Annotated in this window: 12 protein-coding genes; 11 read left to right on the forward strand and 1 reads right to left on the reverse strand. The window is 37.6% G+C overall.

Going from position 1 to position 14,173, the window contains the following annotated elements:
* The first annotated feature begins 10 nt into the window (after positions 1-10).
* The 9 genes from NST93_RS02035 (at position 11) to uvrC (ending at position 10,860) form a co-directional block, all read left to right on the forward strand.
* Positions 11-2,356, forward strand: coding sequence for an endonuclease MutS2 (locus NST93_RS02035; RefSeq protein WP_405100704.1), 2,346 nt, complete (start codon positions 11-13; stop codon positions 2,354-2,356).
* Between the two features lie 27 nt (positions 2,357-2,383).
* The gene (locus NST93_RS02040; protein ID WP_405100706.1) at positions 2,384-2,791 is read left to right on the forward strand and encodes a DUF350 domain-containing protein; all 408 of its coding nucleotides are present in this window, start codon (positions 2,384-2,386) and stop codon (positions 2,789-2,791) included.
* 405 nt (positions 2,792-3,196) lie between these two features.
* Positions 3,197-4,900 (forward strand): long-chain-fatty-acid--CoA ligase, encoded by a 1,704-nt coding sequence (locus NST93_RS02045; protein ID WP_405100708.1) that lies wholly within the window; start codon positions 3,197-3,199, stop codon positions 4,898-4,900.
* A gap of 108 nt (positions 4,901-5,008) precedes the next feature.
* The gene (locus tag NST93_RS02050) at positions 5,009-5,593 is read left to right on the forward strand and encodes a TetR/AcrR family transcriptional regulator (RefSeq protein WP_405100710.1); all 585 of its coding nucleotides are present in this window, start codon (positions 5,009-5,011) and stop codon (positions 5,591-5,593) included.
* A 128-nt stretch (positions 5,594-5,721) separates the two neighbouring features.
* Complete coding sequence (locus NST93_RS02055) at positions 5,722-6,495, forward strand: enoyl-CoA hydratase (RefSeq protein WP_405100712.1); 774 nt, start codon at positions 5,722-5,724, stop codon at positions 6,493-6,495.
* A gap of 12 nt (positions 6,496-6,507) precedes the next feature.
* On the forward strand, positions 6,508-7,281 hold the full coding sequence (locus tag NST93_RS02060) for an electron transfer flavoprotein subunit beta/FixA family protein (RefSeq protein WP_405100714.1): 774 nt from the start codon (positions 6,508-6,510) through the stop codon (positions 7,279-7,281).
* A 25-nt stretch (positions 7,282-7,306) separates the two neighbouring features.
* Complete coding sequence (locus NST93_RS02065) at positions 7,307-8,278, forward strand: electron transfer flavoprotein subunit alpha/FixB family protein (RefSeq protein WP_405100715.1); 972 nt, start codon at positions 7,307-7,309, stop codon at positions 8,276-8,278.
* Positions 8,279-8,663: 385 nt separating this feature from the next.
* Positions 8,664-8,978: a thioredoxin gene (trxA, locus tag NST93_RS02070; RefSeq protein ID WP_405100717.1), complete on the forward strand. Its 315-nt coding sequence runs from the start codon at positions 8,664-8,666 to the stop codon at positions 8,976-8,978.
* Between the two features lie 82 nt (positions 8,979-9,060).
* Positions 9,061-10,860 (forward strand): excinuclease ABC subunit UvrC, encoded by a 1,800-nt coding sequence (gene uvrC / locus NST93_RS02075; RefSeq protein WP_405100719.1) that lies wholly within the window; start codon positions 9,061-9,063, stop codon positions 10,858-10,860.
* A 71-nt stretch (positions 10,861-10,931) separates the two neighbouring features.
* Here uvrC and NST93_RS02080 read toward each other — a convergent pair whose 3' ends face one another.
* On the reverse strand, positions 10,932-11,369 hold the full coding sequence (locus NST93_RS02080; protein WP_405100720.1) for a YslB family protein: 438 nt from the start codon (positions 11,367-11,369) through the stop codon (positions 10,932-10,934).
* Positions 11,370-11,762: 393 nt separating this feature from the next.
* Here NST93_RS02080 and NST93_RS02085 point away from each other — a divergent pair, with 393 nt between their 5' ends.
* Complete coding sequence (locus NST93_RS02085; RefSeq protein WP_405100722.1) at positions 11,763-12,383, forward strand: succinate dehydrogenase cytochrome b558 subunit; 621 nt, start codon at positions 11,763-11,765, stop codon at positions 12,381-12,383.
* A 31-nt stretch (positions 12,384-12,414) separates the two neighbouring features.
* On the forward strand, positions 12,415-14,166 hold the full coding sequence (gene sdhA / locus NST93_RS02090; protein ID WP_405100724.1) for a succinate dehydrogenase flavoprotein subunit: 1,752 nt from the start codon (positions 12,415-12,417) through the stop codon (positions 14,164-14,166).
* Positions 14,167-14,173: the final 7 nt, after the last annotated feature.

The raw sequence follows: 14,173 nt of genomic DNA on the forward strand, positions 1-14,173 counted from the left end.
GTGTATCTATATGAATCAACGAGTACTAAAGGTACTGGAATTCAATAAAATTATTGAACAGTTAACAAAGCATGCTGAAACCTCATTAGGAAAAGGTTTAACTGAAAAGCTGAAGCCTGCAATTGAACTTTCGGAAGTTAACGCTTTACAGGATGAAACAGATGAGGCAGTACAAATCTTAAGATTAAATAAAGTGATTCCTTTAGGAGGAATTCGTGATATCCGACCAAGTTTAAAGCGGAGCAGCATTGGTGGAGGATTATCTGCCTTGGAGTGTTTAGATGTTGCCAATACAATATATGGCGGAAGACAAGCTAAGAACTTCATTGAGGCACTGGAAGAAGATTTTCCGATTTTACAAGGTTTAACGCAACTGGTCACTCCCTTAAAAGAACTTGAGCTGGAAATTAAAACTTGTATTGACGATCATGGAGAGATTTTGGATAATGCATCAGCCAAATTGCGAGGTATTCGTTCATCGATACGCACCTACGAGGCAAGAGTAAGGGAAAAGTTAGAAAACTATACAAGATCGCACAGCAATATGCTGTCTGATGCGATTGTTACAATTAGAAACGATCGCTATGTTTTACCTGTAAAACAAGAATACCGTTCGCAAATTGGTGGAATAGTGCATGACCAATCGTCTTCAGGTCAAACATTGTTTATGGAACCAAAAGCTGTTGTTGATTTGAATAATCAGTTACATGAAGCTTTATTAAAAGAAAAACAGGAAATAGAGAGAATCTTAGCTGAGCTATCGGCGTCTGTTGCAGGGGAAGCAGATACACTTTTAATTAATCTTGAAGTTCTTGCTAAGATTGACTTTATTTCCGCGCGAGCAAAATTAAGCAGAGAGATGAAGGCTGCAAAACCAGTTATGAATGATCAAGGTATTATCAAAATGAAACAAGCGAGACATCCATTAATCGCAACGGATGAAGTAGTGCCAAACGATATAGAGATTGGTGAAAATTATACTTCAATTGTTATAACTGGGCCGAATACTGGTGGTAAAACCGTGACATTGAAAATGATTGGGCTTTGTACAATTATGGCACAGTCAGGCTTGCAAATTCCTGCATTTGATGAATGCGAGTTAGCAGTTTTTAAAGAGGTTTTTGCAGATATTGGAGATGAACAATCAATTGAACAAAACTTGAGTACTTTTTCTTCCCATATGAAAAATATCGTTGGGATAATTGAACGGGTTGATGAGGAATCGCTTGTTCTTTTTGACGAATTAGGTTCTGGTACAGACCCTGGAGAAGGAGCAGCTTTAGCGATGGCAATTCTTGATGAAGTAATATCTCGAAATGCAAGAGTTATTGCAACGACACATTATCCTGAATTAAAAGCCTATGGCTATAATCGAAAAAATGTTGTGAACGCTTCGGTGGAATTCGATGTCGAATCTTTACAGCCAACTTATCGTCTTTTAATAGGTGTTCCAGGCCGCAGTAATGCGTTTGAAATTTCACAGCGCCTTGGCTTAAATACGATGGTTATCGATCGGGCCAAAGGCTTAATTGGAGTAGATTCAAAAAATGTTGAAAATATGATTGCGTCACTCGAAAAGTCACAGCTTGATGCAGAGAGAGAATATGAAGAGGCGCATAAACTGCTTGTTGAGAGTGAAAAGCTTCGCACAGATATTGAGAAAGAATGGCTTGCTCTTGAACAGCAGAAAGAAAAGCTGTATAAAAAGGCTGAAGAGAAGGCTGAAAAAGCGTTAAGAAAGGCTAGAGAAGAAGCAGAAATTATTGTTGATGAAATTCGCAAAATGAAAACAAATGCAGGATTAAAAGAGCATGAGTGGATTGAAGCAAGAAAGATGCTTGATGAAGCACAACCCAAATTATTGAAAAAGGGTACAAAAGAAAAAGAAAAAAGCAAAACAGCCGAGGAGCATGTGCTTTCTCCAGGTGATGAAATTAAACTGCTTACTGTTAATCAGCAGGGTGTCGTACTTGAGAAAGTTAATGAAAACAATTATTTAATTCAAGTTGGCATCATGAAGGTAAAGGCAAAAAGACAAGATCTGCAATATATCGGTAAACCAAAACTGACTCCAGAAAAAACCGTCGCAACTATAAAGGGTTCGAATTATCATGTTCGCACAGAACTGGATTTAAGAGGAGAACGTTTTGAAGATGCGCTCCATAAATTAGAAAAATACATTGATGACGCACTTCTTGCAGGTTATTCGAAGGTTTCTATTATTCATGGAAAAGGAACGGGGGCATTACGGAGTGGAGTACAGGACTTTGTAAAATCACATCCAGCTATTGCATCAGCCAGAATGGGTTCGAGTGGTGAAGGCGGAAGCGGAGTAACCGTTCTTGAATTTAAATAAAATAAAGGAACTAGGAAGGATGTCAGTATGAATGGATTCTGGGAAAATATCATCGTAATAACAGCAGCTAGATATAGTGTTGTTGTTCTTTGTACAGTAGTATTTTTAGCCATTTTTGAACTTGTAACATCCTATAAAAACTGGGAAGAAATAAAAAAAGGGAATCTGGCAGTTGCATTGGCAACGGGTGGAAAAATATTCGGTATTGCTACGATTTTCCGTTACTCGATTGAACATAATGACTCCATATTACAACTTATAGGATGGGGCACATTTGGATTCGTTCTGTTGATATTAGGATATTTTATTTTTGAATTTTTATTGCCAGCAATCAAAGTGGATGAGGAAATTGGCAAAGGCAATATCGCGGTTGGATTGCTGTCAATGGTATTTTCTGTTGGAATTTCCTTTGTAATTGGAGCAAGCATTGGCTAAAAAGAGGGGGAAGCAGTATGGTATTTGAAAGACTTGCAAAAATACTATTCGCAGTAGCAGTGATATTTTTATTGGTGGGTATTTATTATATTTTTAAATAACTCAAGATAGCATGCTGAAAACACGTATTCAGCATAGGTTTAGAAACTCCTGATTAATGTATTTCAGAATGACTCTGTATTAGCAGTTCAAGTCCGGAGTCTTAATATTTACAGCCTTCTGCAGGCAGTTGGTTCATCAACTGCCTGCAGAAATAAGGGGAGTGATTTAAGCTGTTGGAGATTTAATGTATAATCTAATAGAAGGATGCCAGAAATATTTTTCCTCAGATTGTTAAATAAAATTTCTAAAAATAGAAATTAATCGATATAATTGTTATAGTATATAAAAAGGGAGGGAGATTATATGGAAGCTGCAAAAAGATGGCATCGGCACTATCCGGAAGAAATTCCAAAGAGCATTAATTATGATGAAAAACCGTTGTATTCTTACCTTGAAGAATCTGCTTTACAGTACCCGAAAAAGAAAGCGCTTTATTTCATGGGGAAAGAACTGGATTATGGGGGATTATTCACTGAAGCAAAACAATTTGCTAACTATTTACAGTCACTTGGTTTAAAAAAGAATGACAAAGTAGCGATTATGCTGCCTAACAGTCCGCAAGCGGTGATCAGCTATTATGGAATATTAATGGCTGGGGGAGTTGTGGTGCAAACGAATCCGCTCTATACGGAAAGAGAATTAGAATATCAGATGCGTGACTCAGAAACAAAGGTAATCATTTGTCTCGACATTTTACTGCCGAGAGTGACCAATGTTCAATCGAAGACAAGTATTGAACATAAGATCGTTACCGGCATCAAAGATTATTTGCCATTTCCAAAGAACCTTATTTACCCATTTATTCAAAAGAAAGAATACAATATGGTAGTAAAAGTGGAAGAGAGTGATGACACACACGTTTGGCAAACAATCATGAAAACAAGTGACCCACAATTTCAAAAGGTTGAAATTGACCCCAAAAAGGACATTGCTCTTTTGCAATATACGGGAGGAACGACAGGACATCCCAAAGGTGTTATGCTTACGCACTATAATTTAGTTGCCAACTTGCAAATGTCTGAGGCCTGGCTGCATCACACAAAAACTGGTGAAGAAACGATTCTGGCGGTATTGCCTTTTTTCCATGTCTATGGCATGACGACAGTAATGAACTTTGCTGTAAAACAAGCATCCAAAATTATTTTAATGCCAAAGTTTAATGCTGAAGATGTGTTAAAAGTAATTGAAAAACAAAAACCGACATTGTTTCCAGGCGCACCGACAATCTATATCGGTTTAATAAATCATCCAGACATTAACCAATACGATTTATCATCCATTCAGGCGTGTATCAGTGGTTCGGCACCTTTGCCCGTTGAAGTTCAAGAAAAATTCGAAGAAATAACAGGTGGAAAGTTAGTTGAAGGTTATGGGTTAACAGAGTCATCTCCAGTAACTCACGCTAACTTAATATGGGGAAAACGGATAAATGGAAGCATTGGCTTGCCTTGGCCAGATACAGATGCAAAGTTCTTTATAATCGGTTCTGAAGAGGAAGCTCCAATTGGTGAAGTTGGGGAATTAGCAGTTAAAGGACCACAAATAATGATGGGTTACTGGAATAATCAAGAGGAAACAGATAATGTACTGCGGGATGGATGGCTGTTTACAGGGGATATGGGCTACATGGACGAAGAAGGGTATTTTTATATTGTAGATCGTAAAAAAGATATGATTATTGCGGGGGGATATAATATTTATCCACGTGAAGTGGAGGAAGTTTTATATGAACATGAAGCAATTCAAGAGGCTGCTGTCGTAGGAATACCAGACCCTTATCGTGGTGAAACAGTCAAAGCTTTTATTGTCCTGAAGAATGGACGTCAAGTGACAGAAGAAGACCTGAATCGGTATTGCCGAGAAAACCTGGCTGCATATAAAGTGCCGCGTCTCTATGAATTCAGGGATGAATTGCCTAAGACCGTAGTTGGAAAAATTTTAAGAAGACAATTAATTGATGAAGAGAAAAAAACACAAAAGCAAATAGAGCAAACAGAAACGGTTTAAAATGAATGAGTTAACGTAAATGAATTGACAGATAAAGTTTTAACTTATAGAATGGAAATATGAATGACTGTTCATTCATATTTCCATTCTATGTTTAAGGAGAAAATAATGAAGACGAATAAACCAAAATACCAACAGATAATTGAGGCTGCGGTAAAGATAATCGCTGAAAATGGCTATCATGCCTCTCAAGTTTCCAAAATTGCAAAAGAAGCTGGAGTTGCAGATGGTACAATCTATCTCTATTTTAAGAATAAAGAAGATGTGCTTGTTTCCGTTTTTGAAGAGAAAATGGGCCAATTCATTGAGAAGATTGCTACTGCAACAAGTAAACAGCCAAATGCAAAAGAAAAATTAAAAACATTGATACAGCTGCACTTTGCACAACTGGAAGCAAATCACTATTTAGCAGTGGTAACCCAATTGGAGTTGAGACAATCAAACTATTCATTAAGATTGCAAATAAACAAAGTATTAAAGCCGTATCTTGATATTATTGATGGCATAATTGATGAAGGGATTAAAGGCAAAGAATTTCGTGCAGATATAAATACTGCGCTGCTTAGACAAATGATATTTGGCACACTCGATGAGGTTGTGACAAACTGGGTGATGAAAGAAAGAAAATATAATTTAGGTGCGCAGGCAGAAGAAGTTCACCAATTTTTAACAGAAGGGCTTAAACGAATCTAATCCTTGGTATTGATTGTTCCATAACTATATTATGCAATGAAATTAATATATATTAATCATTTAATCGAGAAAATATTTTCAAAACTTTTGTTTTTCGATTAAAATAGAAATGGATGAGGAGGGAAGTAATGAACACGATAAAGCAAGAAGTTAAAAACAATGTAGCTTACTTAACAATTCAAAGTCCACCTGCGAATGCTCTGTCAAGCCAGATTATAAAGGACTTGCAGACTCATTTTGATGAGATTGAGGTTAATGATCAAGTAAAAGCAGTCGTGCTAAGGGGAGAAGGTAGATTTTTCTCGGCAGGAGCTGACATTAAAGAATTTACTTCTTTACAAGAGGCTTCAGACTATGAGTCTCTTTCTCTGAATGGACAACAAGTTTTTCAAAGAATTGAAGATTTTAAGGTACCTGTTATCGCTGCAATTCACGGGGCAGCATTAGGCGGTGGTCTAGAACTTGCAATGTCTTGTCATATCCGTCTTGTGAGTGAAAAAGCTAAAATTGGTCTTCCTGAGCTGAATCTAGGAATTATACCAGGGTTTGCAGGAACACAGCGGTTAACACATTATGTTGGAACTGCTAAAGCCTATGAAATGATCCTCACCGGAGAACCGATTACTGGAGAGGAAGCAGTTGCTTATGGTCTTGCCAATAAAGCAGCAATAGAAGAGGAATTATTTGCCGAAGCAGAAAAAATGGCAGAAAGCATCGCTGCAAAAAGCAAACCAACGATACATGCTATTATGGAATTGCTGTCGTATGGAAAATCAAATCGTATGACAGAAGGAGCGAAAGCAGAGGCTAAGGCATTTGGGAAGGTGTTCGGTTCTGAAGATGCAGCAGAAGGCATACAAGCCTTTATGGAAAAAAGAAAAGCAAATTTCCAGGATAAATAAGGAGGAAGTCATATGAATATTTACGTTTTGCTAAAAAAGACATTCGATACAGAGGAAAAAATTAATGTTTCAGGCGGCCAGATTGAAGATGATGGTGCTGAATTCATTATCAATCCTTACGATGAATATGCGGTCGAGGAGGCAATTATTCAACGTGATGCCCATGGGGGGGAAGTAACAGTAGTAACTGTTGGAGATGAAGACTCGGAGAAACAATTAAGAACAGCGCTTGCGATGGGAGCAGACAAAGCTGTTTTAATTAATACAGAAGATGATCTTGATGAAGGGGATCAATATACAACATCAAAAATTCTTGAAGCATTTTTTGAAGATAAAGACGCTGATTTAATTTTAGCTGGAAACGTTGCGATTGACGAAGCGAGCGGTCAAGTTGGCCCACGTCTCGCTGAAGCCTTGGGAATTCCATATGTAACAACGATTACAAGCTTAAAGATTGATGGAGATACAGTAAATATTGAAAAAGATATAGAAGGTGACGTAGAAGTTATTGAAACAAGTTTGCCGCTTCTTGTTACTTGTCAGCAAGGTCTAAATGACCCGCGGTATCCATCCCTTCCAGGAATTATGAAAGCGAAGAAAAAACCATTAGAAGAACTGGAACTGGACGACCTTGACCTGGATGAAGATGACGTAGAACCAAAAACAAAAACAATCGAGATATATCTGCCTGAGGAAAAGGCTGCTGGGAGAGTACTCGAGGGTGATATACAAGATCAGGTAAAAGAGTTAGTTTCTTTACTAAAAGATGAAAAGAAAGTACTTTAATTGAGACAGAGAGAGGGGCAGAGATATGAGTAAACTATTAGTAATTGCTGAGGGCAGAGATGGAACATTGCGTAATGTTTCTTATGAGGCAGTAGCTGCTGCAAAAGCGATCGATAATGAAGCTGAAATTGTAGGTATCGTTTTAGGAAACGAAGCACTTGATGAGCAAGCACAGGAATTAATTCACTATGGTGCAGATCGTGTTGTCACGATTAAAAGCGACAAATTGGAAACGTATACATCGGAGGGCTATGGGCAGGCTGTTCTAGCAGTTGTAAACGAAGAGTCGCCTGACGGAATAGTTATGGGACATACTTCAATTGGAAAGGATTTGACACCAAAACTTGCAGCTAAATTAGATACAGGTTTGATATCTGATGTAGTGGAAATTGAACAGACTGGTGATCGGGCCGAATTTATTCGTCCAATATATTCTGGTAAAGCATTTGAAAAGAAAATCATTACAGATGGACTTGGATTTGTGACTATTCGGCCGAATAATATTCCGCCATTAGAGCATGATGCTTCGAGAAGTGGCGAAGTGACTGCTAAGGATGTTGAGGTTGCGGATATCCGCACAATTGTCAAAGAAGTTGTACGTAAAGCCTCGGAAGGTGTAGATTTGTCCGAGGCAAATGTAGTTATTGCTGGTGGCCGTGGCGTTAAGAGTGCAGACGGGTTTAAACCATTGTATGAGCTTGCTGATGTATTAGGAGGAGCTGTAGGTGCTTCACGTGGTGCTTGTGATGCGGACTACTGTGATTATTCCTTACAGATTGGCCAAACAGGGAAGGTAGTTACACCTGACTTGTACATCGCTGTTGGTATTTCGGGAGCAATTCAACATTTAGCTGGGATGTCGAATTCAAAAGTAATTGTTGCTATCAACAAAGACCCGGAAGCAAATATCTTCAACATAGCAGATTATGGCATAGTCGGTGACTTATTCGAGATTATTCCGTTGCTAATCGAAGAAATCAAAGCAATCAAAGCATAACTGGCTAAATTAGTTCAATAATAAATTGCGGAAACATATTTACATTCAAAATACAAAATGAAAATACAGGTTTTTATAAGGTTAGTCCGAATAGCTCAAGACTTCAACGGAAGAAAATGTCTAGGTGGAATTTCTGAGTGCATAGCATGACGAAAGCTCACCGATCTTCTGTGAGAAGCGCGAGTTATTCGGACTGTGTACATTCAAGTGGATAATCAGAAAGTAAAATAATATTATACTGCTGTTTTAACTCGTGTGTATAAAAGGCTCCATTATAAAAAAAGATTTTATTAAAAAGAAATAAGCAAATTATTAGGAAGTACATAATTACGGTGATATACTTCTTTATAAGCAAGATGATTTTTTATTAAAGGAGGAAATTTGAATGGCAATAGAACATGTAACTGATCAAAACTTTGCTGATACAACTTCTAAAGGACTAGTCCTTGTTGATTTTTGGGCACCATGGTGTGGGCCTTGTAAAATGATTGCACCAGTTTTAGAGGAAATTGACGGAGAAATGTCCGATAAAGTTAAAATTGTAAAATTGGATGTAGATGAAAACCAAGAAACTGCAAGTAAATTTGGAGTAATGAGCATCCCGACTTTACTATTAATCAAAGACGGAAATGTGGTTGATCAAGCTATTGGTTTCCAGCCAAAAGAAGCATTAACCAATTTAATTAACAAACACGCGTAAATCGTGTAAAATTAAATAATGAAATTAAAATCCCTTGTTGCATTGTGACAAGGGATTTTCTAAACTATAGGGAATGGTTAATATGAATGATAATATTAAAGCGAAATTAGCAATACTTCCGCCGAGTCCAGGCTGTTATCTTATGAAAGACAAGCATGGCACGATTATATATGTTGGAAAGTCTAAAAAGCTGCGTAACCGTGTTCGTTCCTATTTTACTGGAGCAAATGATAGGAAAACACAGCGTTTAGTGCAGGAAATTGTTGACTTTGAATATTTTGTAACATCGTCAGAAATTGAAGCTTTAATACTGGAAATGAATTTAATTAAAAAACATGATCCAAAATACAATGTAATGCTGAAAGATGATAAATCTTACCCTTATTTAAAGATCACTTCAGAGAGACATCCGCGTTTAATCACTACACGGCAAGTAAAGAAAGACAAAGGAAAATATTTTGGTCCATACCCTAACGTGATTGCGGCAAGGGAAACGAAGAAGCTGTTAGATCGCTTATATCCTTTAAGAAAATGTAATAATCCGCCGGGAAGGCCATGTCTCTATTATCATATGAATCAATGTAAAGCTTGCAGTTCCACTCCGATGTCTGCTAAAGAATATGCGGCGATTATTCAGGAGATCACTTCCTTCCTTCAGGGCGGGTTTAAGGAAATTAAAGAAAATCTCACCAAAAAAATGTATGAAGCAAGTGAAGAGCTGAATTTTGAAAGGGCAAAAGAATTACGAGATCAAATACAGCATATTGAGATTGTTATGGAACAGCAAAAAATGACAACAAATGATCAGACAGATCGTGATGTTTTTGGCTATAGCTATGATAAAGGCTGGATGTGTATTCAAGTATTCTTTATTCGCCAAGGCAAATTAATTGAAAGAAATGTTACTACATTTCCGTTTTATGATGAGCCAGAAGAAGCATTCTACAGTTATGTCGGACGCTTTTACTTGCACCAAAATCATTTGCGGCCAAAGGAGATTCTGCTTCCAATCGGCTCAGATGCCGAACTGATAGAAAAACTTTTAGAGGTTCATGCCCATACACCGCTCAGGGGGCGGAAAAAAGAACTTGTCGCACTGGCAATGAAAAATGCTGAAATTGCACTGAATGAGAAATTTCTGCTGATAGAACGGGATGAAGAACGTACCATTTTAGCTGCAGAGCGGTTAGGAGAAGTATTAAATATTGAGACACCGCATCGTATTGAGGCGTTTGATAACTCGAATATTCAGGGAACAAATCCAGTTTCTGCGATGATTGTGTTTGTTGATGGACGACCAAGTAAAAAGGACTATCGCAAATATAAAATTAAGACGGTGGAAGGTCCTGATGATTATGAAACAATGCGTGAAGTAATACGCAGAAGATATACCCGTGTTTTGAAAGAAAATTTGCCACTTCCAGATTTAATTATTGTTGATGGAGGCAAGGGGCAAATTACTGCAGCACTGGATGTTTTAGAAAATGAATTGAGTCTGGATATACCAATTGCAGGTTTAGTAAAGGATGATAAACATAAAACAAGTGAGCTGCTTTATGGATCACCATCTGAAATTGTGCCTTTAGAACGTCGATCTCAAGAATTCTATCTTGTCCAGCGTATTCAGGATGAAGTTCACCGCTTTGCAATCAGTTTTCATAGAAATTTGAGAGGCAAGAGTTTATTTCAATCCGCTCTCGATAATATACCGGGAGTCGGTGAAAAAAGAAAAAAACTATTATTGCGTCATTTTAAATCAATTACAGAAATTAAAAACGCAGAGGTTAATGATATTACCAAACTCGGAATACCTTCAAATATTGCAAAGCAAATAATTGAAGAATTGAATAAACCCATCACACCCGAGGAATCCGAAAAATAATAAACAGCACTGTTTAGCTGGGAAGCGTCCCAAAACAGTGCTGTTGCTATAAAAAATTCCAATATAATATATTATTTAGTATTAATTACAGAAAACTGAACTTGATGAATCCGATGATTAATATCCTCGACACATTCACATTCCACTCCATCAACAGCCTCCATGGCTTCAGCAAGGAAACCTGCCTCTAAACGGAAGTCTGCCTGTACAGAAGATTTAAGTCTTAAAAAAACAGAGTCGGCAAGTAAGTGAAAAATCTTCTCATGTTTTTTCTCTTTCACCAATTCCAATTTACCTACACCTAATTTTTCAAATATGTAATAGACATCTTCAATCGTATTTATTTCAAATTTTCTGGCCAGGTTTCTTCCCATGAAATAAAGAAGTGTTGGAGCTTCCTCTCCAAGAAACTCCGGTAATGCGACATAGCGCAAAATATCAAAGCCCGCTCCAGCAGTATATAATTCATCAAGATTAGAAATAGGTAATTTTGGTGTTTTTTGATACATGAATTTCATCCTTTCCGGTACTATCTCTCAAAAAGCATGAATGAAAATTTGAACTCCACATATTTAAGAGCTGCTGCAATAGAAAAATAGTTATATTTATTAGCTAAATCATGAAATACTTCACAAACATCTCATTCCATAAATAAAAACTAGTCTTATTATCTATTGTTCAGAGAGAATTATCAAGTTTAGTTTGTAAAAGTTTGTGAGATATGCAGTTGTATTACTCTAGCAGATTATCAATCCGTTATCTTGACGGTTTATGAAGTAAGAAGTACAATAAACATGTTACAATTTTGTATCATTTTAGAAGTATATGCTCAATTATAAAAGCGTTTTATTATCTAAAGTGGTCAATGAAATTTAAATGATAATTTAATAAGGGGGGATAACATGGCAGGGCAACGTGAATTTTACTGGAGAAGGTTACATTCGTTATTAGGGGTAGTCCCAATTGGAATTTTTTTAGTACAGCATTTAGTAATTAACCATTTCGCTGTGTATGGAGAGGAAAGCTTTAACAAAGCAGCTGGATTTATGGGAAGTCTTCCTTTTGTAATTCTATTGGAGATTTTCATTATTTATCTACCAATCTTGTATCATGCTATTTTAGGGGTATACATAGCTTTTACTGCGAAAAATAACGTATCAAAATATAGTTTTTTCCGTAATTGGATGTTTAAGCTACAAAGATGGACAGGATTGATAACGCTTGTATTTATTGCATGGCATGTATGGGAAACACGTGTTCAAATTGGTTTAGGCAATGCAGAAGCGGATTATAGCTTAATGGAAGGGATCCTTTCTAGTCCATTCATGTTCTGGTTCTATCTTATTGGAGTAGTTGCTGCAGTTTTCCATTTTGCTAACGGATTATGGAGCTTCTTCGTAACATGGGGTATTACACAATCACCAAAATCACAGAGAGTAATGACATATGTAGCAATCATTGTCTTCTTTGCTGTAAGTTATCTTGGTGTAAGAACATTGATTCAATTTGCGTACGGTGTTTAATAGTAAGTAATCTGGGGAGTGAGTGAAATAAATGAGTAATCGTAAAGTTGCTGTTGTTGGCGGTGGCCTGGCAGGATTGATGGCAGTCATTAAGGCAGCAGAAGCAGGTGTTAAAGTAGATTTATTTTCAATTGTTCCTGTAAAACGTTCTCACTCTGTATGTGCTCAAGGCGGCATTAATGGAGCAGTTAATACAAAAGGTGAGGGAGACTCAACCTGGCTTCATTTTGATGATACAGTTTATGGGGGAGACTTTTTAGCTAACCAAAAACAAGTGCAGGCAATGTGTGACGCAGCTCCGGGAATTATACATATGTTTGACCGGATGGGTGTTATGTTTAACCGCACACCAGAAGGACTTCTTGATTTTCGTCGTTTTGGCGGTACACAAATGCACCGCACAGCATATGCAGGAGCAACTACAGGTCAACAATTATTATATGCTTTAGATGAACAAGTGCGTCGCTATGAAGTGGAGGGGCTTGTTACAAAATATGAAGGCTGGGAGTTCCTTCGAGCAGTAATTGATGAAGAGGGAATTGGCCGAGGAATTGTTGCTCAAAATATTAAATCACATGAGATTCGTGCTTTCCGTTCAGATGCTACAATTTTTGCTACTGGCGGGCCGGGAATTATTTTCGGCAAGTCGACAAACTCAATGATTAATACAGGATCTGCTGCAAGTATTCTTTATCAGCAAGGGGTCAAATATGCGAATGGAGAATTTATTCAAATTCATCCAACTGCAATTCCGGGTGATGATAAGCTTCGTCTAATGAGTGAATCAGCACGTGGGGAAGGTGGACGTATCTGGACATATAAGGATGGGGAACCTTGGTACTTCCTTGAAGAGAAGTACCCAGCATATGGAAATCTAGTGCCTCGTGATATTGCAACAAGAGAAATTTTTGATGTCTGTGTAAATCAGAAGCTTGGTATAAATGGAGAAAATATGGTTTATCTTGATCTTTCCCATAAAGACTCTAAGGAACTTGATATTAAACTTGGCGGTATTATAGAAATTTACGAGAAATTTGTCGGAGAAGATCCTCGTAAAGTGCCGATGAAAATCTTCCCAGCAGTTCATTACTCTATGGGTGGGCTTTGGGTTGATAATGACCAGATGACTAATATCCCTGGTATTTTCGCTGCTGGTGAGTGTGATTATTCACAGCACGGTGCGAATCGTCTTGGTGCGAACTCCTTATTATCGGCAATCTTCGGCGGCTCGGTTGCAGGACCGAAAGCAATAGAATATATTGATGGTCTGGAAAAACATGCAGACGATATCACTGATGCATTATTCGAAGAAAACGTTCTTAAAGAACAAGCAGACTTCGATGGTCTTATGAATATGCAAGGTGAGGAAAATGCTTATGAAATTCACAAAGAGCTTGGCGAGTGGATGACAGATAACGTAACAGTAGTTCGTGAAAACGCTAAATTGCTTAAAACGGATGAGAAAATACAAGAGTTATTGCAGCGCTGGAATAATATTAATATTAACGATACATCCCGCTGGAGTAACCAAGGGGTAATGTTTACACGTCAGTTAAAGAATATGCTGCATCTTGCACGTGTTATAACAATTGGAGCGTATAACCGTAATGAGAGCCGCGGCGCTCACTACAAACCAGAATTTCCAGAGCGAAATGATGAAGAATTCCTGAAAACTACAATCGCGGCATTCGACAATGAGGAACAGACACCGGTATTTAGCTATGAAGAAGTTGATGTGTCATTAATTGAGCCTCGTAAACGTGACTACACAACAACACATTAAGGGGGAG

The organism is Oceanobacillus sp. FSL H7-0719 (assembly GCF_045040795.1).
Lineage (GTDB): Bacteria > Bacillota > Bacilli > Bacillales > Amphibacillaceae > Oceanobacillus.

Coding starts and splice junctions, on each gene's coding strand:
- NST93_RS02080 (WP_405100720.1), bottom strand. CDS start 11,369: ATGTATCAAAAAACACCAAAATTACCTATTTCTAATCTTGATGAATTA.
- NST93_RS02065 (WP_405100715.1), top strand. CDS start 7,307: ATGAGTAAACTATTAGTAATTGCTGAGGGCAGAGATGGAACATTGCGT.
- NST93_RS02045 (WP_405100708.1), top strand. CDS start 3,197: ATGGAAGCTGCAAAAAGATGGCATCGGCACTATCCGGAAGAAATTCCA.
- trxA (WP_405100717.1), top strand. CDS start 8,664: ATGGCAATAGAACATGTAACTGATCAAAACTTTGCTGATACAACTTCT.
- uvrC (WP_405100719.1), top strand. CDS start 9,061: ATGAATGATAATATTAAAGCGAAATTAGCAATACTTCCGCCGAGTCCA.
- NST93_RS02060 (WP_405100714.1), top strand. CDS start 6,508: ATGAATATTTACGTTTTGCTAAAAAAGACATTCGATACAGAGGAAAAA.
- NST93_RS02040 (WP_405100706.1), top strand. CDS start 2,384: ATGAATGGATTCTGGGAAAATATCATCGTAATAACAGCAGCTAGATAT.
- sdhA (WP_405100724.1), top strand. CDS start 12,415: ATGAGTAATCGTAAAGTTGCTGTTGTTGGCGGTGGCCTGGCAGGATTG.
- NST93_RS02050 (WP_405100710.1), top strand. CDS start 5,009: ATGAAGACGAATAAACCAAAATACCAACAGATAATTGAGGCTGCGGTA.
- NST93_RS02085 (WP_405100722.1), top strand. CDS start 11,763: ATGGCAGGGCAACGTGAATTTTACTGGAGAAGGTTACATTCGTTATTA.
- NST93_RS02035 (WP_405100704.1), top strand. CDS start 11: ATGAATCAACGAGTACTAAAGGTACTGGAATTCAATAAAATTATTGAA.
- NST93_RS02055 (WP_405100712.1), top strand. CDS start 5,722: ATGAACACGATAAAGCAAGAAGTTAAAAACAATGTAGCTTACTTAACA.